Consider the following 19,886-nt stretch of genomic DNA (forward strand, 5'->3'; position numbering starts at 1 on the left):
CCGGGCTACGGGCGGACCATCGACCAGCCGAGGGCCGCGGCGCCGATCCCGAGGACGAGCGAGGACGCGACCACGGCCGTCGCCTCGACGCGGCGGCCGTCCGCCATCGCCTCCCACACCTCGAGGGCGAGGCTCGAGAACGTCGTGAAGGCGCCGCAGAAGCCGATCCCGAGCAGGGCGACCCATCCCGCGCCCACCCCGGCCCCGACGAGCGCCCCGAGGGCGAGCGAGCCGAGGACGTTGACGGCGAGGGTGCCTGCCGCAGCGGTGGTGCCGAAGCGGTCACGAACCCAGTGGCCGACGAGCATCCTGGCGGGGGCGCCCACGGCTGCCCCGAGCGCCACGAGCAGCGCGTCCGTGCCGGTCATGGACCGGGCCAGACCGTGCGGCCGAGGCGGAGGCCCGCGGCGACCGCCAGCACCCCGACGAGGAAGGTCCCGGCGACGTAGAGGAGGGCGACCTGGACGTGATGGCCGGCCCCGAGGCCCACCGTCTCGACCGCGAGGGCCGAGTACGTGGTCCACCCCCCGAGCAGGCCCACTCCGACGACGGGGCGTGCGAGCCGGTGGGTGCCCGGCCGGTCGACGAGGTACGTGACGAGCAGGCCCATCGCGAACGCTCCCGAGACGTTGACGGCGAACGTGCCCCACGGCACCTCACCGGCGCGGTGGGGGAGGCCGAGACCCACCGCCCATCGCCCGAGCGACCCCACCGCGCCGCCGACCGCGACGGAGGCCAGGACTCGGGAGTCCGGCCGCGTCGGACCCGTCGGCGGCATCAGTCCCGGATCGTCTCGAGGAACTCGGCGATCCGGCCGATCGCCTCGGTGAGCGTCTCCTCGTCGGGGAGGGTGACGAGGCGGAAGTGGTCGGGTTCGAACCAGTTGAAGCCGGTCCCGTGGGTCACGAGGATCTTCTTCGCCCGCAGCAGGTCGAGGACGAACGCCTCGTCGGACTCGATCGGGTACACCTCGGGGTCGAGCCGCGGGAAGCAGTAGAGCGCCCCGCGCGGCTCGACGCACGAGACCCCGGGGATGTCGTTGAGGAGCCGGGACGCGAGCTTGCTCTGCTCGCGGAAGCGGCCACCGGGACCGATGAGCTCGGTCACCGACTGGTAGCCGCCGAGCGCGGTCTGGATGGCGTGCTGGGCCGGGACGTTGGCGCACATCCGCATGTTCGCCAGCAGCGTCAGCCCCTCGAGGAAGTCCTCGGCGAGGTGCTGGGGCCCGCTGATCATCACCCAGCCCGCGCGGTACCCACACACCCGGTACGCCTTCGACAGGCCGCTGAAGGTGAGGCAGAGGACGTCCTCGCCGGCGAACGTCGCCGCGTGGTGGTGGACGGCGTCGTCGAAGAGGATCTTCTCGTAGATCTCGTCGGCCATGACGACGAGCTGGTGACGCCGGGCGATGTCGACGAGGGCACGCACCGTCTCCTCGGAGTACACGGCGCCGGTGGGGTTGTTCGGGTTGATGATGACGAGCGCGTGGGTGTTCTCGGTGATCTTGGCCTCGATGTCCGCGAGGTCGGGGTTCCACCCGTCGGCCTCGTCGCACCGGTAGTGCACCGGGGTCCCGCCGGACAGCGACACCGCGCCGGTCCACAGCGGGTAGTCGGGCGCGGGGACGAGCACCTCGTTGCCGTCGTCGATGAACGCCTGGAGCACCATCGTGATGAGCTCGGAGACCCCGTTGCCGATGAAGACGTCCTCGACGCTGGTCTCCCGGAGCCCGCGGGACTGGTAGTACTGCGCCACGGCGGTGCGGGCCGAGTAGATGCCCTTGGAGTCGGCGTAGCCCTGGCTGTCGGGCAGGTTGTGCACGATGTCGGCGACGATCGACTCCGGCGCCTCGAACCCGAACGGCGCCGTGTTGCCGATGTTGAGCTTGAGGATCTTGTGGCCCTCGGCCTCGAGCCGGTGGGCCTCGACGAGGATCGGGCCCCGCACGTCGTAACGGACGTGCTGGAGCTTCTTGCTCTGGACGATCCGGCGCATGGGTCCAGTGTTCCAGCCCGCCCCCGCCCCCGCCCGCCCCGTCCACCCCCCTGCTTTCCCGACTTTTCATGCCGGCGTCCGCGCGACACCCCGCTCCGACGGGGTGTCCCGCGGACCGGAGCATTAAAAGTCGGGAAGCGCGGAGGGGTTGTGGGGGGATTACCGGGTGCCGCGGGATGGGCACCCCGGGCGGGTCGGCGCCCTAGCCTGGGCGGGTGGTGCGCATCCTGGTCGTCGAGGACGACGCGACGGTGCGTGAGGCCGTCGCCGCGTACCTCGCGCGAGCCGGGCACGACGTCGAGGCCGTGGGCGACGGCGAGGCCGCGATCGAGGCCTACACCCGCACTCCGGCCGATCTCGTGCTCCTCGACCTCATGCTGCCCGGGCTCGGCGGGTTCGAGGTGACGCGTCGGCTGCGGTCGATGCGCCGCGACCTGCCGCTCATCATGGTCACCGCCCGGGGCCAGGAGCACGAGCGGGTCCAGGGCCTGCAGCACGGGGCCGACGACTACGTGACCAAGCCCTTCAGCCTCCGCGAGCTCGAGCTGCGGGTCCGCTCGGTGCTGCGCCGCACGAGCGGCCCGGCGCCCGAGGTCACCGACGTCCTGCGGGACGGCGACCTCGTCGTGGACCTCGGGGCCCGCACCGTGACCCGCGCCGGGGAGCCGGTGCCGATGACCGCCCGCGAGCTCGACCTGCTCGCCTGGCTCGTCCAGCACCCCGGCGTCGTGTGGTCCCGCGACGAGCTGATGCGCGAGGTGTGGGGCTGGGACGTCGGCGATGCCTCCACCGTCACCGTCCACGTCCGGCGGGTCCGCGAGAAGGTCGAGGACGACCCGGGCGACCCCACGCGCCTCGCGACCGTCTTCGGGCGGGGCTACCGGTGGGACGCCTCACCCGCCGACGCGACAGGGCACGTCGATGGGCGCTGAGCTGGGCGCCGTCGTCATCTGCGTCCTCGTCACGGCGGCGGTCGGGGCGCTGGGCTCGGTGCTGCTCGCCCGGGTCTCGCGCGACCGGGCGCACATCGCCGCACTCGGCGCTCCGCTCGTCGTCGTGGCCGCACTGGCGGCCGGGGTCGGTACCGCGAGCGGCGCGATGCTCATCGCGGAGGACGACCAGAAGACCCTCGTCGTCGTGCTGCTGGCCGGGATGCCCGTCGCGATCGGCGTCGGGCTGGTGCTCGCGCGGCGGGTCCGCCGCCTCGAGGAGAGCGCCGCGCACGACCGGGCCGCCCGCGAACGAGACCGCGAGGTCGAGGCGTCCCGACGCGAGACCATCCGGTGGCTCTCGCACGACCTGCGCACCCCGCTCGCGGGCATCCGGGCGCTCGCCGAGTCGCTCGAGGACGGCGCCGTCGCCGACCCGGCCCACGCCTACGGCCGCATCGTCCACGAGGTCGACCGGATGGACGGCATGGTCGACGACATCGCCGAGCTGTCGCGGCTCCAGGGCTCGCCCGAGGTGCTCCGCGAGCCGGTGGACCTCGACGACGTCGTCTCGGACGCCGTGGCCGGGGTGATGCCGCTCGCGGACGCCGCCGGGGTCGCGCTCGTCGCGGGCGAGCTCGCGGGCGCGACGGTCCTCGGCGAGGCCCGGGCCCTGACCCGCGCGGTGTCCAACGTCGTGCGCAACGCGCTGCAACACACGCCGGAGGGGGGCCGTGTGCATGTCGGCACCGCCCACCGGGGCGGCTCGGTCGTCGTGGAGGTCGTGGACGGCTGCGGAGGCCTGCCGGAAGCCGCGCTCGACCGGGTCTTCGAGCCGGGCTGGCGCGGGGACCCGTCCCGGCACGACCGGGGGATGGGGCTGGGGCTGACGATCTCGCGCGAGGTGGCCCGGGCCCACGGCGGCGACGCGACCGCGGCCAACCTGCCCGACGGCACGGGCTGCGTCGTCCGGCTCGAGGTGCCGCGGCGCGTTCTCCCGCCGGCCCACGCCTGAGCGCAGTCCTTACCCGGAGATCACGGCCGCACCCGCCGGCTGGATCGGCGCCCGCCCGTGGGGTGCACTGGAGGCTCCCCCACGAAGGAGCTGCCGATGCGCACTCGCCCGATGGCCCTCGCCGTCGCCTCCCTGGCCGCCGCCCTCACCCTCGCGGCCTGCGGGACCGGCACGGCGACGAGTGACCCCACACCGGCGGCGTCCGATGGTCCGTCGGCGGGTGTCTCCACGTCGTCGCCGGCGGAGTCGTCGTCGGCGGAGTCGTCGGCGGGGGCGACCGCCGAGAGCTCGGCGCCGGCCGACGGTGCCTACGTGACGCGCGCCGAGTACGAGGCCGACCCCGCAGCCTACGAGGGCAGCAAGGTCGTGTACTTCTTCCACGCGTCGTGGTGCTCGAGCTGCCGTGCGACGGAGAAGGCGATCGCGGAGACCGGGGTGCCGGCCGGGCTGACCCTCGTCAAGGCGGACTACGACAGCGACACCGAGCTGCGCCAGCGCTACGGCGTCACCACCCAGCACACGTTCGTCCAGGTCGGGCCGGATGGCGAGCGCCTCGGCATCTGGACCGGCAGCCCGGACGGCGCGGCGATCCTCGCCGAGACGGTCTGAGGTGCTCGTCGCGCTCGGCGGGGCGCTGCTCGCCGGAGCCCTGACCACCCTCGCCCCCTGCGCGCTCTCGCTGCTGCCAGTGGTCGTCGGCGGGTCCGTCGCGGGCGGCCCCGGCGGCGGGGCCGCCCGCCGCGCCGTTCTCGTCGTGACTTCGCTCGGGGTCTCCGTCTTCGCCTTCACGCTGCTCCTGCGGGCGACGACGGCCCTCATCGGCGTGTCACCGTCGGTGTGGCAGTGGCTGAGCGGGGGTCTGCTCGTCGTCCTGGGCCTCACCCAGGCGGTGCCCGAGTTGTGGGACCGGGTCTCGGTGGCGTCGGGGCTGTCCTCAGGGAGCGCCCGGGGTCTCTCGGCCGCGCACCGGCGGGGTGGCTCCCTCGGGGCCGTCCTCACCGGGGCGGCCCTGGGCCCCGTCTTCACCTCGTGCAGCCCGCTGTACGGCTACGTCGTCGTGACCGTGCTGCCGGCCGAGCCGGGGCGCGGGCTGGCCCTGCTCACGGCGTACGTCGCGGGGCTCGTCGGCGTGCTCATGGCCGTCGCCCTCGGCGGCCAGCGGGTCGTCGGGCGGCTGCGCTGGGCCGCGGACCCCCACTCGCCGCTGCGGCGCGGGCTCGGGGTGCTGTTCGTCGTGGTGGGCGTCCTCATCGCCACCGGGCTCATGCTCGAGCTCGAGGCGTGGCTGCTCGAGCACTCACCCGTCGCGCCGTGGGAGATCGGGTCCGAGATCGGACGCTGAGCGTGCCCGCCGCGGGGGGTCAGGCTCCGCCGAAGCCGCTGAGCAGGAAGAAGAAGACGAGCATCCCGAACAGCGCAGCGACGACCCCGACACCGGCGCCGACGACGAGGGTCCGCGGGCCCGGGGGCGCCGACGGCAGCGCCTGCCAGACGAACGCCCCGACGGCGGCCATCACGACGAGGTCGAGCGGGATGATGAGGTTCTCGGTGCCCTCCCCGTCGAAGACCGCTGCGAGCAGCGGCAGCGCGAGGAGTCCGAGGACGAGCAGGCCGACGACGGCGAGCGCTCGAGGTGCAGACATGACAGCCACCACCTTCCGGGCCCCGTCCTGGGGGGGGGGTCCTCCCTGGAGGATAGGGCCCGCGGCGGCACGGCCGGGGAGTTCGTGCCGGGTCCCCCCCGGTCGGGCACACTCGGGGCCGTGGACGACGTCGTCGTGGAGCGGGTGCTCCGGGCCGTGGAGCAGGTGCCGCGGGGGCGCGTCGTGTCGTACGGCGACCTGGCGGCTCTCGTGGGGATCGGTCCGCGACAGGTCGGCTCGATCATGAGGGTGTACGGCGGCAACGTCACCTGGTGGCGCGTCACGAACGCGGCCGGCGACCTGCCCGCGCCGTTGCGTGAGGCGGCCCGGCTGCGCTGGGCGGACGAGGGGATCCTCGTCAAGCCGAACGGACTCGGCTGCCGGATCGCCGACTACCGCGCCGACCTCGCCGCCCTCGGGGACGCCTACCACCGAGCCACGGTCGACCTGGAACCCTGACGCCCCGCGCCTCGACACCGGGTCCACGCACTGACGCCCAGGGGTGCCGGGCGGCGGGCCGGGGTGTGAGACTCGGGTATGCGACCCGCGCGCCCCGACCATGTCCCCGCTCGCGCCGCGGCCGCCCTCGCCGGCCTCGCGCTCGTCCTGACCGCCGCCTGCTCGTCCGCGGACGACGACGGCTTCGGCGAGGTGCCGGCCCGGCCGACGACCGGCACGAGCACCGCCGCCGCGACCCCCAGCCCCGCGCCGCGCAGCACGGTCGTGCCGGCGCTCGACGTCGAGGTGGTCTCGGACCAGTTCGAGCACGGCTGGGACATCGGGTTCCTGCCGGACGGCTCGGCGCTCGTCACCGAGCGCCCGGCCCGGATCTCGCTCGTGTCGTCCCTGCGCGCAGGTGCCGAGGTCGCCCGCCTGGACGTCGACCTGGACGACGTCTACGTCCGGGGTGAGGGCGGGCTGCTCGGCATGGTCGTCCACCCCGACTTCGAGTCCTCGCGTGAGTTCACGACCTGCCAAACTCACCAGGAGGGCGGGGCGCCGGTCGACATCCGGCTCGTCACGTGGCGGCTCGCCGGCAACGCGGCGTCGGCCGAGCGGGTCCGGACCCTGCTCGACGGGCTGCCGCTCTCGACCGGGAGGCACTCGGGCTGCCGCCCCGAGATCGACGCCGACGGTGCCCTCGTCGTCGGCACCGGGGACACCGCCGTCGGGTCCGTCCCGCAGGACCGCACGAGCCTCGGCGGCAAGACGCTGCGGCTCGACCTGCGCACCGGGGACCCGCTGCCCGACAACCCGTTCATCGACAGCGACGACCCGAACGAGCGGTACGTCCTCAGCTACGGGCACCGCAACATCCAGGGCGTCGCCCTCCAGCCGGGGACGGGCCGCATCTACACCGCGGAGCACGGGCCGTCGAACAACGACGAGGTCAACCTCATCGAGGCCGGGGCGAACTACGGGTGGGACCCGGCCCAGGGCGGCACCGTCGGCGGCTACGACGAGGGCGTCCCGATGACCGACACCGACCGGTACCCCGACGCCGTGCAGGCCGTCTGGCAGTCGGGGCGGACGACGCAGGCGGTGTGCGCTGCGGAGTTCCTCGAGGGCGAGCAGTGGGGGGCGCTGGACGGTGCGCTCGTCGTGACGGCGCTCAAGGGCGCCAAGCTGCTGGTCCTGGCCCTCGACGACGACGGCGGTGTCGCCGAGGTGTCGGTGCCGGAGGAGACGAACGGCCCCTACGGGCGGCTGCGTGCGGCGCGGCTCGGCCCGGACGGTGCGCTGTACGTGACGACGACGAACGGCGAGGACGACAAGCTGCTGCGGATCACCCCGCGCACGTGAGCGGCGCCGCCGGGTGACTCGGGTCGAGATGAGGTGACACGCCGACCCGCGAGCGCGTGCCCCTGCGTGTCACCTCATCTCGACTGGTCCGCCTCCACCTCGACGATCGTCGTCGTCACGTTCGTCACCGCGGGCCGGCGCGGGGTGGACGAGAAGCCGAACCGGCACGGCGGGTCCACCGGCGCCAGGTGGCCGAGGTCCGTCCCGTCGAAGGTGCCCGCCACCGAGGTGACCGCCCGCATGTCCGTCGCCCCGTAGTACTCGCGGCGGCCGGCCCGGGCGACACCACGCGTCCGCACCCCGCGCAGGACCACGCGCGCCACGGGGTCCGCGAGCGTCGCGAACGCCGGGCTCGTCGCCACCGGTGCCGGGACGAGTCGCAGCACGCGGCCCAGGGCCGTCCGACCGCCGACCTCGACCCGCAGCGAGAGCGACGGCGCCGACACCACCCACGAGCGAGCCCACCCGTCGCCGTCAGCCGCGGCCGCGTGCACCTCGACGGGCTCGATCCGCACCTCGTCGAAGGTGTAGGTGGTCGACACCAGGTCGGCGACCTCGGCGGTCGGTGCCAGCAGCACCCGGTGCCCGTCCGCCCGCTCGACCATCGCGTCGGCGAACCCGCCGAACGGGGACTCGTGCCACCAGCCGACCACGACCCGCACCCCGGACGTCGAGCCGACCCCGGCGATCCGTCCACGGAACCTCCGACGCTCCCTCACGCGCCCCATCATTCCCGCAGGGGAGCCCGGTCTGTCCGTCACGTGACCCACGACGGCGTTATGCCGATGGCGGCCGCGGTTATGCGGCGCACCCGCGCACTGCGGTCGGTCGTTCCATGCGCCCCTAGCGTCCTGGGCCAGCGAGGGGGCTGCCGCTCGGGTTGGCCTCCCACCAGCAGAGAAGACCAGGCCATGCCAGCAGTTACGCTCCGCCGCAGCGTCGGTGTCCTCGCGACGATCACCGTCCTCCTCGGGGCGGTGACCTCGACCTCCGGGGCCGCCGAGCGCCCGTCACCGTTCACCGACGTCCCGGCACCCGTCGACGCGAGCGCCCTGCGCCAGGTGGCGGCCAAGGGTGGTGCGGCCGCCCGGAATGGGCCCGGCACCGCTGACCGTCCCGAGCTGCCCGCCAAGGGTGTCACCGCAGTCCCTCGTGCCGAACGGGACCGGCTGCTGGGCAGTGGATGGGAGCGGTCGACCGACCGGGCCTGGACCACCACCGGTGACGCAGCGGGCCTGCACGTCCTCGTCGCCGACGCGGACGACGGCTACACGTGGCGAACGGCCACCACGCTCTCCGAGCCCGGTCTCGAGGCGGACGCGTGGATCGGCAACGCCTGTCTCACCGGGGACGGGCGGACCCTGGCTGTCACCTACGCACCCCGGACCTTCACGAACCGGGCCCCGCTGAGCGAGCGGGGTGCCTTCGTGGCGACTGTCGACCTGCGGACGGGCGAGGTGGCGAAGCTCCCGGTGCGGGGGAGCCTGGCGTACTTCTCGCCCTCGTGCGGGACAGGTGACGAGGTGCTCGTGACCCAGGAGGGCGGTGAGGAGCACGGCGCTACCCGGATCTTCTCGGTCGACGTGAGCAGCCACCGGGTATCTGCCCCGGTCGAGGTGCCAGGTCAGCTGACCTCCGCCGTCCCGACCCCGGACGGCATCGTCGCGGCTGACTCCGGGGCCGTGGTGCGTCTCGACGACAAGGGCGCCCGGCGCGTCCTCGCGCCGACCACCGGTGTCGCCTACGACCTCACCGTCGGGCGCGACGGGTCGGTGACCTATCTCGAGCGTCGAGGTAGTGACCGGGCCGAGGTGCGACGCCTCGACCACGAGCAGATCGCCGCCGGTCGCCGGGTGGCCCGGCCGCGTGCCCTTGCCCGCGGCCCCCTGACCTCGCTCGGCCTGGCGGGGTCCGCACAGGGTCCGGTGAGCATCTTCGGCGACGCAGCTGCCACGGCCGCCCTTCCCTCCGGCCTCCGGGTCGTCGACGCCGACGCCGACGCCCGGGTCTCGACCTCGGGGGCGCTGGTCGTCGAGACCCCGCTCACCCGCACCCTCGGCCCGGCCGCGGGAGCCGCCGGGGTCGACACCCCGGTCGCCATCCCCGCGCGCCTCACCAGGTCAGGTACGGCCCTGACCTTCGCGACCGAGCCGATGACCCCGGAGACGACGGGCGGGACCGACCCCAGCACGTCGTCCGGGACGGCCGGCACCGGCACCGCACGCACGGGCGCACAGCTTGCGGGGTCACCGACCGAGCTCGTCGAGTCCGAGCGCTACTGCTCGGTGCCACGGAACGACCCCCGCAACCAAGCGATGCAGCCCAAACCCCGTCAGGTGGAGTGGGCCGTCAACCAAGCGGTCCGCAATGTCCTGACCGTGCAGCGCCCGTCGAACTGGAAGAACCTCGGGATGCCCGCGTACACCCCTCAGGGGCTGTTCCCGCCGCGGACGCTGACAGGCGGGGGCTACGTGCCCTCGCAGGTGTACCTGGGCATCCTCGCGCAGGAGTCCAACCTGTGGCAGGCGGCCCGCTTCGCGGTGCCCGGTGTCACCGCCAACCCGATCATCGGCAACTACTACGGGATCGACTACTACGACGGTGACTCGAGCAACGACTGGACCATCAACTGGGCCGACGCTGACTGCGGCTACGGCGTGGGCCAGGTGACCGACGGGATGCGCCTCGCCGGCAAGGAGCGCCCCGGCGAGACGGCGATGCCCTACCAGACCCAGCGTGCCGTAGCGCTCGACTTCGCGGCCAACGTCGCGGCCGGCCTGCGCATCCTCCAGGACAAGTGGAACCAGACCCGCGGCGCGGGCATGTCGATCAACAACGGTGACCCGTCGAAGATCGAGAACTGGTTCTACGCCGCCTGGGCCTACAACTCCGGCTTCTACCCGCAGTCGTCGGCGGGCTCCAATGACGGCGCCTGGGGGGTGGGCTGGCTCAACAACCCGGTGAACCCGCGCTACCCCGCGAACCGGGCGCCGTTCCTCGACCTCACATACGCGGATGCCGCCCACCCACAGGACTGGCCCTACCCCGAGAAGGTCATGGGCTGGGCCGGCCACCCGGTGGAGGTCCTGGAATCCCCCGGGACTCTGGTCGCCGGGTACCGGGCGGCCTGGTGGAACGGGGACGCCACGACCGGCCCGCAGAACCGGTCCAACGTCAAGCCGCCGGTCAACCAGTTCTGCGACAGCAGCAACTCGTGCGTCCCCGGGGCGAAGTACACCCCGAACGACCCCGACGTGATCGGCGAGCCCGCGGGGCCGTGCGCCCACAAGAACGCCGCAGGACAGTACGACCTCAAGTGCTGGTACCACGGGTCCACGACCTGGAAGTCGGACTGCTCGTACAGTTGCGGCAACGAACTGCTCCGCTTCAGCCCGGGCTACGCGTACCAGGAGGACGCGACGTCCTACGCCCCGAACTGCTCGACGAGCGGCCTCCCGGCCGGTGCGCTGATCATCGACGACGTGCCGGACGGCACCCCCTCGATCAGACCGAACTGCGCCCGGACCTGGACCGATGCCGGGTCGTTCTCGCTGACGTTCCCCGCGGATGCTCGGGGCGACTACCCCGGCAAGATCGACACCCATCAGATCGGTGGTGGCTTCGGCGGTCACTTCTGGTTCACCCACACCCGCACCAGTGGGCCGATCAGCTTCACTGCGAAGTGGAAGATGAACTCGACCCGCAACGGGCCGATGCGGGTGCTCGTCGCGCTGCCGGACCACGGGGCTCATACCCGTCAAGCGACCTACGTCGTCAAGACCGCGCAGGGCGACCGGACCCGCACCGTCGTCCAGCCGGGCACGGGCAACCGCTGGGTCTCCCTGGGTGCGTTCATGTTCAACGGCTACCCCGAGGTCAGCCTGTCCTCGATCACGAGTGACGGCAGCGGCGACCAGGACATCGCCGTCGACGCGGTTGCCTTCGTGCCGGTGACCGGGACCTACAAGGAGCAGTCGGTCGAGTCGGTGGCCGTCTTCGACGAGGACCAGGACATCGACACCAAGGCTCCGTCGTCGTGGCTCGCGGGGTTCCTGTCAAGCCGTCAGGAGCTGTACGACTGGGGCATGTCCAAGTCGACGGGCATCGCCGGCGCCGCGTCGTGCAGCGTTCTCGTGACGACGAACTGCGTGGGGACCAGCCTGAAGGCGGCCGCCGCCGCGTGGAAGGCCGAGGTGACCGCCGCCGGTACCGATCCGACCGCGCACCCGGACGGCACGAGTATCGCGACCTGGATCGGTTTCGCGCAGAAGTACACCGACCGTCCGACGTCATCGACTCGGCCCAGCTGGTTCGACACGGACGAGCGGTACAAGATCAAGACCAAGGCGACCGCGTCGTACATCGTCGACGGTGGCGGCAACATCATCGACGGCAGTGAGTGGGTCGAGTACTCGAACCGGACCGGGAACACGCATCTGCCGCAGTTCTGGCGCTCGCTCGTGTCGGCAGTGTCGACGGACTACGGTCTCGCCCCGCCGAACATGACGTACACCACGCGAGACCTCAACACCCACTACGGGCAGAGCACGACGTGGGACCCGATCGCAACGGGGATCCTCCCAGGGCGGGCCTACGCCTTCATGGGCAAGAAGCCGACCCTTGTCGACTCCACCGGTGCGCCCTCCGGTTCGAATGCATCGTGTGTCGCCACGCTGTACACGGCGGGCGGGTCGCTCGGGTACCGGCCGTTCCTCGGCGCCCAGGACGGCGTCCCGGCCGAGCGGTACAACACCTGGGTCGAGGCCCTCGATGCCAACCGCAAGGCCCCTGACGCGCTCGTCGACACGATGCGCGACTTCAAGAACACCTTCCTCGACCCCGGCAGAATCCCGGGGGCGGACTCGGCGTTCAACTTCGCCCCGCCGATCTGGCAGGAGCTGAGCCTGAACTTCTGCGCCGACGGCACGATCCAGAAGGTGTCGGGGCGCCAGCTGCTCCGCGCCAGCCACATGCCGGACCAGTACTTCTACGTCGACGGTAAGGCGGCGACCCTCGACGGCGCGGCGACGTCGTCGTCGGCTCCGGTCTGGCGAGGGGACTTCCAGAAGTTCAGCGCCTCTCCGGACCCGAACGAGGACTACCCCCTGTGGCCCAACCCGTTCGGTCCGTGCGGGGCGGCGACCGACCGTTCCGGGAACCCGTGGGACCTCAGCGCTGCAGACCCCACCCAGGGCGCGGACGAGAATCCGGGCGGGCACTTCTGCCTCGACCGCAACCTGCCGGCGGATGGTCCATGGAGCAGCTGAGGGGTAGGAAGGCTGGGTGACCCTTCTCATCGCATACCTCGTGGTGGTCGTCCCGCTCGGCCTGCTCGCCCTGGCGGCGGTGTGGCGTCCGCGGCCGTGGCAGGTAGCCCTGATCCTGGCGGGACCGCTGGTCAGTGCTCTGGCGGTGGTGGGGGTCAGCCCGGCGAAGGACCTCGGCTGGGTCGCAACCATCGGCGTGGGGTACCTGTTTCTCGTCGTACTCCCGGTGCTGCCGTGGAGTCGGGAGTGGGCGCGCACCGCGATGCCGCTCGTGGTGCTCGCCATCTCCGGGTTGCTCGTCGGGCTGGCGCAGGGGTCTCCCGCGATCCTCGTGGTCGTGGCGCTTCCCGCCACCCTGTCGCTGGGCGCGCTCGTCGTCGCGGCGCTGTCCCGGCGCGACCGGCGTCGGCGCGCGGTGGCCCAGGTCGACTGAGCCCGATCCGGTTGCCCGCCAGGGCGGCGGCGTGTTGGCTGAACCCTCAGGCACCCTGCCGGAAGGACGACGATGACCACGCCGACCGAACCCACGCTCTCGCACGCCGTGGGCCCGCTCGACCCGCCGCTGCTCGAGCAGACGATCGGCGACAACCTCGACACCGCCGTCGAGCGTTACCCCGGCCGAGACGCACTCGTCGATTGGACGCAGGGCCTGCGGCTCACCTACGCCGAGCTCGGGGAGCAGGTCGACCGCCTGGCCAGGGCTTTCGTCGCGGCGGGGCTGGAGACGGGTGACCGGGTCGGCATCTGGGCGCCGAACTGCGCGGAGTGGACGCTCACCCAGTTCGCGACGGCGAAGATCGGGGCCATCCTCGTCACGATCAACCCGGCGTACCGCACCCACGAGCTGACCTACGTGCTCAACCAGGCCGGCATCCGCTGTCTCGTCGCCGCACCGGCCTTCAAGACCTCCGACTACGTGGCGATGGTCGAGGAGGCCCGCCCGGAGTGCCCCACGCTCGAGCAGGTCGTCGTCATCGGGCAGGAGTCGTGGGATGCGCTACTGGCCCGCGCCGACGAGGTGAGCCCCGAACGGCTGACGATGATCCAGCACGAGCTGGCGCCGACCGACCCGATCAACATCCAGTACACCTCGGGCACCACCGGGTTCCCCAAGGGCGCCACCCTCTCGCACCACAACATCCTCAACAACGGCTACCTCGTCGGCGAGGTGTGCCGTTACACCGAGGCCGACCGGATCTGCATCCCGGTGCCCTTCTACCACTGCTTCGGCATGGTCATGGGCAACCTCGCGGCCGTCTCGCACGGCGCCTGCATGGTGATCCCGGCGCCCGGGTTCGACCCGGCGGCCACGCTCGCCGCGGTCAGCGAGGAGCGCTGCACCTCGCTCTACGGCGTGCCGACGATGTTCATCGCCGAGTGGAACCTGCCGGACCTCGACGCCTACGACCTGTCCTCGGTCCGGACCGGGATCATGGCCGGCTCGCCCTGCCCGGCCTCGATGATGACGCAGCTCATCGAGGCCGGGATCGAGGAGATGACGATCTGCTACGGGATGACCGAGACCTCGCCGGTGTCGACGCAGAACCGCACCGACGACACCTTCGAGCAGAAGGTGCAGACGGTCGGGTCGGTACACCCGCACCTCGAGGTCAAGGTCGTCGACCCGGTGACCGGCGAGACCGTGCCCCGCGGCACGCCGGGGGAGTTCTGCACGAAGGGGTACTCGGTGATGCTCGGGTACTGGGAGGAGCCCGACAAGACCGCCGAGGTCATCGTCGACGGGTGGATGCACACCGGCGACATTGCGGTCATGGACGACGACGGCTTCGTCCAGATCACCGGCCGGATCAAGGACATGGTGATCCGGGGCGGCGAGAACGTGTACCCCCGTGAGATCGAGGAGTTCCTCTACACCCACCCCGACATCCAGGACGTCCAGGTCATCGGCGTCCCCGACGAGAGGTACGGCGAGGAGCTCTGCGCCTGGGTCCGGATGCGTGAGGGCGCCGCGCCGCCGACCGCGGAGGAGGTGCGGGAGTTCTGCACCGGCCGGCTCGCGCACTACAAGATCCCTCGGTACGTCACGGTGGTCGAGGAGTTCCCGATGACCGTGACGGGCAAGGTCCGCAAGGTCGAGATGCGCGAGTCGACGATCGCAGCGCTCGGTCTCTGACCGGCGGCGACCCGTCCCGGGCGGTGGCGCCGGACGCCGCGGACGCCCTACGTTGGCCGTACGGAGACGCCCTGAGCACCTCGGTGAGCGGTACGGTCTCAACCTCGCTGCCGGGGGTAGGTTCTCCGCCGACGGCATCCGCCGGTGACCCGACGACAGGAAGACCCCATGCCGACCTACCAGCTGCTTCTCCTTCTCCTCGTCATCGTCGTCGCGCTCCTGCTCGTCTGGCTGCTCGTGCGCCGCTCCTCGGCCAAGAAGGACCTGGCGCGCGCCGAGGCGGCCGAGGTCCGCGCCGAGGCGGAGCAGGTGGCGGCGTCCGTGGCCGGGCTCGAGACCTACGCGGCCCAGTCCGAGGAGCGTGCCGACCTCGCCCGGGCCGAGGCCGAGAAGGCCGCCCGGGAGGCCGACCGACTCATCGTGGAGGCCGACCAGCACCGCACCGAGGCCGAGGCCACCCGGCACGACTACGAGGCGATGCTCGCGCGCGCCGACGAGGTGGACCCCGACGTCCGCACCTCCGACGCGGCGACCGCGCAGCCGGCCGAGCCCGAGTCCCACGACGCGGCCACCGCGGCCTCCGATGCGGACGACGACAGCGCGGCGGACGCCGACGGCTCGACGCCGCTCACGCGGGCCGAGGCTCGCCAGCAGCGCGAGGAGGCCGAGCGGGCCGCGTGGGCGGGGAGCCCGGCAGCCCCGATCCCGGGGGCTGCTGGTGCGGCCGTCATGGGTGCCGACACGTGGGCGGCCCACCCGGACGAGGGTGAGCAGGAGCAGCAGCGCGAGGACGAGGACGCGAGCCTCGGGCAGCAGCCCGTCGAGGCCGCCGGGGCCGGCGAGGTCGCCGCCGAGGATGTCGCCGACGACGCCGTTTCGGCGCGCGACACCTGGGAGGAGCCGGTGGCCGCCGACACCGCCCCCGAGGAGCAGGTGTCCGGCTGGGGCGCCGCCGAGGAGGCCGGCACCCGGGCCCCCGCGGACGACTCCGAGGCCGAGGCCCCGGCGGACGAGCGCAGCGCCCGGATCGCGGCCGCCACGGACTATCGCGACGACACGGGCAGCGACGCCGGTTCTGACCCCGACACCGGTTCTGACACCGACACCGGCACGGCCCCCGCGTCCGAGCCGCTGGAGGCCGAGGCCGCGGCCGCCGGCCCCGACGACGCTGCGGACCCGGCGACCGACGCCCGGACCCCGACGAACGAGTGGGGCGGGCCGCACGACGAGGCCGACGAGGAGGAGCCGGACGTCGCCGACAGCAGCGAGACCGCGGCCCCGGAGACCCGGGACGACGTGACGAGCGAGACCGCCGGCGACCGCTACGACCCGACCCCGGAGCGGGACTGGGCCGCCGACGAGGGCGCCCTCCTCGCCGAGAACGAGGAGCGAGCCGAGCGCCTGGCCGAGGACCGCGCCGACATGGAGCGGGAAGCCGCAGCGGCCGGGATGGACAGCCCGCACGGCGACGAGCCCGCGAGCGAGCCCGAGCCGGCGGTGCAGGAGCCCGCAGCGGCCGAGGCGGAGCCGGCCGCGGACGAGCAGGACGCGCTCGAGCAGGATGCGGAGGAGCAGGACGCCCCCGTCGAGGTGGCCGGGGACGCGGCCGCCACCGAGCACGACGACACCATCGAGGAGGAGCCGGTCGCCGCCGCGCAGGACGCCCCCGAGCCGGACGCTCCGGCCGAGGAGGGCCCCGCAGCCGCGGAGCCGCGCCCGGCCCGCCGGGTCTCGGAGTTCCACGAGATCCGCGACGGCGGTTTCGGGATGGGCTCGGCCGCCCCGATCGGCGACGGCGCCCAGCCCCTGGACCACCCCGTCCAGGCGTACCGCGACACGATGACCTACCGCGTCCCCGGGGACCCCGGCTACGACGACGCCGACGCCGACGTGTGGTTCTACGACGCCGGCGCCGCCGAGCGCAGCGGGTTCCGCCGGTCCGAGGGCTGACGCAGTCCACTGCCCACCGGCCGGGGCGTCCCGACGCCCCGGCCCGGGCCACGGACCGGGCTCCGGGACGCCGCTGCGGCGCGCGTGAGACCTGTCGTGCCGAGCCGGGCCCGACCCGCTAGGTTCGACCCGACCGTCCCCTCCGGAGAGGAAGCACTGTGCGCATCGGCGTCCCCCGCGAGTCCCGGCCCGGCGAGACGCGGGTCGCCGCGACCCCGAAGACCGTCGAGCAGCTGGTCGGGCTCGGGTACACCGTCTTCGTCCAGCGCGGCGCCGGCCGTGCCGCCAGCTTCGACGACGACTCCTACCTCACCGCCGGGGCCGACGTCATCGACGACGCGGTGTGGAAAGCCGACGTCGTCCTCAAGGTCAACGCCCCCAGCGACGTCGAGATCGCCCTGCTGCGACCCGGCCAGATCCTCGCCTCCCTCCTGTCGCCCGCGCTCGAGCCGGCGCTCATCGAGAAGCTCGCGGCCCGCGGGGTCACCGCCCTGGCGATGGACGCCGTCCCCCGCATCTCGCGTGCCCAGTCGCTCGACGTGTTGTCGTCGATGGCCAACATCGGCGGGTACCGCGCGGTCGTCGAGGCGGCCCACGAGTTCGGGTCGTTCTTCACCGGCCAGGTCACCGCGGCCGGCAAGGTGCCGCCCGCGAAGGTCCTGGTCGTCGGCGCGGGGGTCGCGGGGCTGGCCGCCATCGGCACGGCGAGCAGCCTGGGGGCCGTCGTCCGGGCCTTCGACGCCCGCCCCGAGGTCGCCGAGCAGGTCGAGTCGATGGGGGCCGAGTTCCTGCGCATCGACGTCGCCGACGACGGTCCGTCCGCCGACGGCTACGCCCGGGAGACGAGCGAGGACTTCGACGCCAAGGCCGCCGCGCTGTACGCCGAGCAGGCGCGGGACGTCGACATCGTCATCACGACCGCGCTCATTCCGGGGCGCCCGGCGCCGCGCCTGTTCACCGAGGAGATGGTCGCCTCGATGAAGCCGGGGTCGGTCGTCGTCGACATGGCCGCGGCCAACGGCGGGAACGTGGCCGGCACTGTCGCCGGGCAGAAGGTCGTCACCGACCACGGCGTCACCATCCTCGGGTACACCGACCTCCCGGGCCGCCTGCCCACCCAGGCCTCGCAGCTCTTCGGGACCAACCTCGTCAACCTGCTCAAGCTGCTGACCCCGGACAAGGACGGCGAGGCCCACCTCGACCTCGACGACGTCGTGCAGCGCGGCATGACCGTCGTCCGCGACGGCGAGGTGCTGTGGCCGCCGCCGCCGGTCCAGGTCTCGGCTGCTCCCACCCCGGGCACGGATGTCGCGCCCCCCGCTCCGATGTCGCACGTGAAGCAGCCGATGTCCTCGACCAGGAAGCTCGGCATCGCGGCTGCCGCCGCCGTCCTGTTCCTCCTCGTGTCGACGTTCGCGCCCGCCCCGTTCCTCGGTCACTTCCTCGTCTTCATGCTCTCGGTCGTCATCGGGTTCTACGTCATCCGCAACGTCCATCACGCGCTGCACACCCCGCTCATGTCGGTGACCAACGCGATCAGCGGCATCATCGTCGTCGGCGCCCTGCTGCAGGTGGGGCACGACAGCGTGTGGGTCTCGGTCCTCGCCTTCGTCGGGATCCTCGTCGCGAGCATCAACGTCTTCGGCGGGTTCCGGGTGACCGCGCGAATGCTCGGCATGTTCAGCCGCGAGGGGGCCACCCGATGAGCGCCACCCTCGTCCAGGGCGCCTACATCGTCGCCGGACTCCTCTTCATCCTGGCCCTGGCCGGCCTCTCCCGGCACGAGACCGCCCGGTCCGGAAACCGCTACGGCATCGCCGGCATGGCCCTGGCGCTCGTCGCCACCGTCCTCGCGGCCACCGCGGGGGAGGACGGGTCCGGTGGGCTCGGGTTCCTGCTCATCGTCGCCGCGATGGGGATCGGTGCCGTCATCGGCCTCGACCGCGCCCGCAAGGTCGAGATGACGGGGATGCCCGAGCTCATCGCGCTGCTCCACAGCTTCGTCGGGCTCGCGGCCGTGCTCGTCGGCTGGAACAGCTCGTACGAGCAGACCCCGTACCCGACGATCCACGACATCGAGGTCTTCGTCGGCGTCTTCATCGGCGCGGTCACCTTCACCGGCTCGATCGTCGCGTTCCTCAAGCTGTCGGCGCGCATCCCGTCGCGGCCGCTCATGCTGCCGTACCGGAACTGGCTCAACGTCGGGGCGCTGGCCCTGTTCTTCGTGCTCACCGCCGTCTACCTCGCCGTGCCGGAGTCCTCGGTGTTCGTGCGGCACCTGCTGCTGGGGGTCGTCACGATCCTCGCGCTGGCCCTCGGGTGGCACCTCGTCGCCTCGATCGGCGGCGGCGACATGCCCGTCGTCGTCTCGATGCTCAACAGCTACTCGGGCTGGGCGGCGGCCGCGGCCGGGTTCCTCCTCAGCAACGACCTGCTCATCATCACCGGTGCGCTCGTCGGCTCCTCGGGTGCCTACCTCAGCTACATCATGTGCCGGGCGATGAACCGGTCCTTCATCTCGGTCATCGCCGGGGGCTTCGGGGTCGAGGGCGGCACGGCCGCCGCGGACGCCGACTACGGGGACCACCGCGAGATCACCGCCACCGGTGTCGCCGAGCTGCTCGCCGGCGCCTCCTCGGTGCTCATCACGCCCGGCTACGGCATGGCGGTGGCGCAGGCGCAGTACCCCGTCGCCTCCCTCACGAGCACGCTCCGCGAGCGGGGGGTCGATGTGCGGTTCGGGATCCACCCCGTCGCAGGCCGGCTGCCCGGGCACATGAACGTCCTCCTCGCCGAGGCGAAGGTGCCGTACGACATCGTCCTCGAGATGGACGAGGTCAACGACGACCTCGCCGACACCGACGTCGTCCTCGTCATCGGCGCCAACGACACCGTCAACCCGTCCGCCGCCGAGGACCCGTCCTCGCCCATCGCCGGCATGCCGGTGCTGCGGGTGTGGGAGGCGAACGACGTCATCGTCTTCAAGCGGTCGATGGCCACCGGGTACGCCGGCGTGCAGAACCCGCTGTTCTTCCGCGAGAACACCCAGATGCTCTTCGGCGACGCCAAGGAGCGGGTCGAGGACATCCTCAAGGCCCTCTGACCGCCCGGGCCGTGAGGGGGCTCCCCACGGGACGCCGTCAGCGCCGC

At 72.7% G+C, this 19,886-nt stretch carries 17 protein-coding genes; 12 read left to right on the forward strand and 5 right to left on the reverse strand.

The annotated features are described in order from the left end of the window. Positions 1-5: 5 nt before the first annotated feature. The 3 genes from Q0963_RS06385 to Q0963_RS06395 are packed head-to-tail and all read right to left on the reverse strand — an operon-like array spanning position 6 to position 1,995. A complete protein-coding gene (locus Q0963_RS06385) occupies positions 6-368 on the reverse strand; it encodes a CrcB family protein (protein WP_299444337.1) in 363 nt (120 codons plus the stop codon). After that, entirely contained in the window at positions 365-778 is a 414-nt protein-coding gene (locus Q0963_RS06390) for a CrcB family protein (protein ID WP_299444340.1), read from the reverse strand. Before Q0963_RS06390 ends, Q0963_RS06385 begins: the two co-directional genes overlap by 4 nt. Continuing rightward, a complete protein-coding gene (locus Q0963_RS06395) occupies positions 778-1,995 on the reverse strand; it encodes a pyridoxal phosphate-dependent aminotransferase (RefSeq protein ID WP_299444344.1) in 1,218 nt (405 codons plus the stop codon). Before Q0963_RS06395 ends, Q0963_RS06390 begins: the two co-directional genes overlap by 1 nt. A 215-nt stretch (positions 1,996-2,210) precedes the next feature. Between Q0963_RS06395 and Q0963_RS06400 the strand changes: the two genes are divergently transcribed. The 4 genes from Q0963_RS06400 (at position 2,211) to Q0963_RS06415 (ending at position 5,281) form a co-directional block, all read left to right on the forward strand. Further along, entirely contained in the window at positions 2,211-2,927 is a 717-nt protein-coding gene (locus Q0963_RS06400; RefSeq protein ID WP_299444347.1) for a response regulator transcription factor, read from the forward strand. After that, positions 2,917-3,939 (forward strand): sensor histidine kinase KdpD, encoded by a 1,023-nt coding sequence (locus Q0963_RS06405; protein WP_299444350.1) that lies wholly within the window; start codon positions 2,917-2,919, stop codon positions 3,937-3,939. Before Q0963_RS06400 ends, Q0963_RS06405 begins: the two co-directional genes overlap by 11 nt. Before the next feature lie 96 nt (positions 3,940-4,035). Beyond that, positions 4,036-4,548: a thioredoxin family protein gene (locus Q0963_RS06410; RefSeq protein ID WP_299444353.1), complete on the forward strand. Its 513-nt coding sequence runs from the start codon at positions 4,036-4,038 to the stop codon at positions 4,546-4,548. Between the two features lies 1 nt (position 4,549). Further along, complete coding sequence (locus Q0963_RS06415; RefSeq protein WP_299444356.1) at positions 4,550-5,281, forward strand: cytochrome c biogenesis protein CcdA; 732 nt, start codon at positions 4,550-4,552, stop codon at positions 5,279-5,281. Between the two features lie 19 nt (positions 5,282-5,300). On the opposite strand, the gene Q0963_RS06420 is transcribed toward Q0963_RS06415, so the two are convergent. Next, positions 5,301-5,582 carry a hypothetical protein gene (locus Q0963_RS06420; RefSeq protein WP_299444359.1) on the reverse strand — a complete coding sequence of 94 codons (282 nt, stop codon included), beginning with the start codon at positions 5,580-5,582 and terminating at the stop codon, positions 5,301-5,303. 120 nt (positions 5,583-5,702) lie between these two features. Here Q0963_RS06420 and Q0963_RS06425 point away from each other — a divergent pair, with 120 nt between their 5' ends. Together Q0963_RS06425 and Q0963_RS06430 are read left to right on the forward strand one after the other, a co-directional pair. Continuing rightward, the gene (locus Q0963_RS06425) at positions 5,703-6,041 is read left to right on the forward strand and encodes an MGMT family protein (RefSeq protein ID WP_299444363.1); all 339 of its coding nucleotides are present in this window, start codon (positions 5,703-5,705) and stop codon (positions 6,039-6,041) included. Between the two features lie 78 nt (positions 6,042-6,119). Next, on the forward strand, positions 6,120-7,385 hold the full coding sequence (locus Q0963_RS06430) for a sorbosone dehydrogenase family protein (protein ID WP_299444366.1): 1,266 nt from the start codon (positions 6,120-6,122) through the stop codon (positions 7,383-7,385). A 74-nt stretch (positions 7,386-7,459) separates the two neighbouring features. Here Q0963_RS06430 and Q0963_RS06435 read toward each other — a convergent pair whose 3' ends face one another. Then, the gene (locus Q0963_RS06435; protein WP_299444370.1) at positions 7,460-8,113 is read right to left on the reverse strand and encodes a hypothetical protein; all 654 of its coding nucleotides are present in this window, start codon (positions 8,111-8,113) and stop codon (positions 7,460-7,462) included. 183 nt (positions 8,114-8,296) lie between these two features. Between Q0963_RS06435 and Q0963_RS06440 the strand changes: the two genes are divergently transcribed. The 6 genes from Q0963_RS06440 to pntB all read left to right on the forward strand — a co-directional run bounded on the left by Q0963_RS06440 (position 8,297) and on the right by pntB (position 19,839). Continuing rightward, the gene (locus Q0963_RS06440; protein ID WP_299444374.1) at positions 8,297-12,652 is read left to right on the forward strand and encodes a hypothetical protein; all 4,356 of its coding nucleotides are present in this window, start codon (positions 8,297-8,299) and stop codon (positions 12,650-12,652) included. Positions 12,653-12,668: 16 nt separating this feature from the next. After that, complete coding sequence (locus Q0963_RS06445; RefSeq protein ID WP_299444377.1) at positions 12,669-13,085, forward strand: hypothetical protein; 417 nt, start codon at positions 12,669-12,671, stop codon at positions 13,083-13,085. 72 nt (positions 13,086-13,157) lie between these two features. Continuing rightward, positions 13,158-14,786 (forward strand): AMP-binding protein, encoded by a 1,629-nt coding sequence (locus Q0963_RS06450; protein WP_299444380.1) that lies wholly within the window; start codon positions 13,158-13,160, stop codon positions 14,784-14,786. Positions 14,787-14,954: 168 nt separating this feature from the next. After that, positions 14,955-16,736 (forward strand): hypothetical protein, encoded by a 1,782-nt coding sequence (locus tag Q0963_RS06455; protein ID WP_299444383.1) that lies wholly within the window; start codon positions 14,955-14,957, stop codon positions 16,734-16,736. Between the two features lie 158 nt (positions 16,737-16,894). Then, the gene (locus tag Q0963_RS06460; RefSeq protein WP_299444386.1) at positions 16,895-18,442 is read left to right on the forward strand and encodes a Re/Si-specific NAD(P)(+) transhydrogenase subunit alpha; all 1,548 of its coding nucleotides are present in this window, start codon (positions 16,895-16,897) and stop codon (positions 18,440-18,442) included. Continuing rightward, positions 18,439-19,839, forward strand: a complete 1,401-nt coding sequence (gene pntB, locus Q0963_RS06465) for a Re/Si-specific NAD(P)(+) transhydrogenase subunit beta (protein WP_299444389.1) — start codon at positions 18,439-18,441, stop codon at positions 19,837-19,839. The genes Q0963_RS06460 and pntB overlap by 4 nt, the downstream gene beginning before the upstream one ends. Positions 19,840-19,886 lie beyond the last annotated feature (47 nt).

The sequence above is a fragment of the uncultured Phycicoccus sp. genome (assembly GCF_947495705.1).
In the GTDB taxonomy this organism is placed as follows: domain Bacteria; phylum Actinomycetota; class Actinomycetes; order Actinomycetales; family Dermatophilaceae; genus Phycicoccus.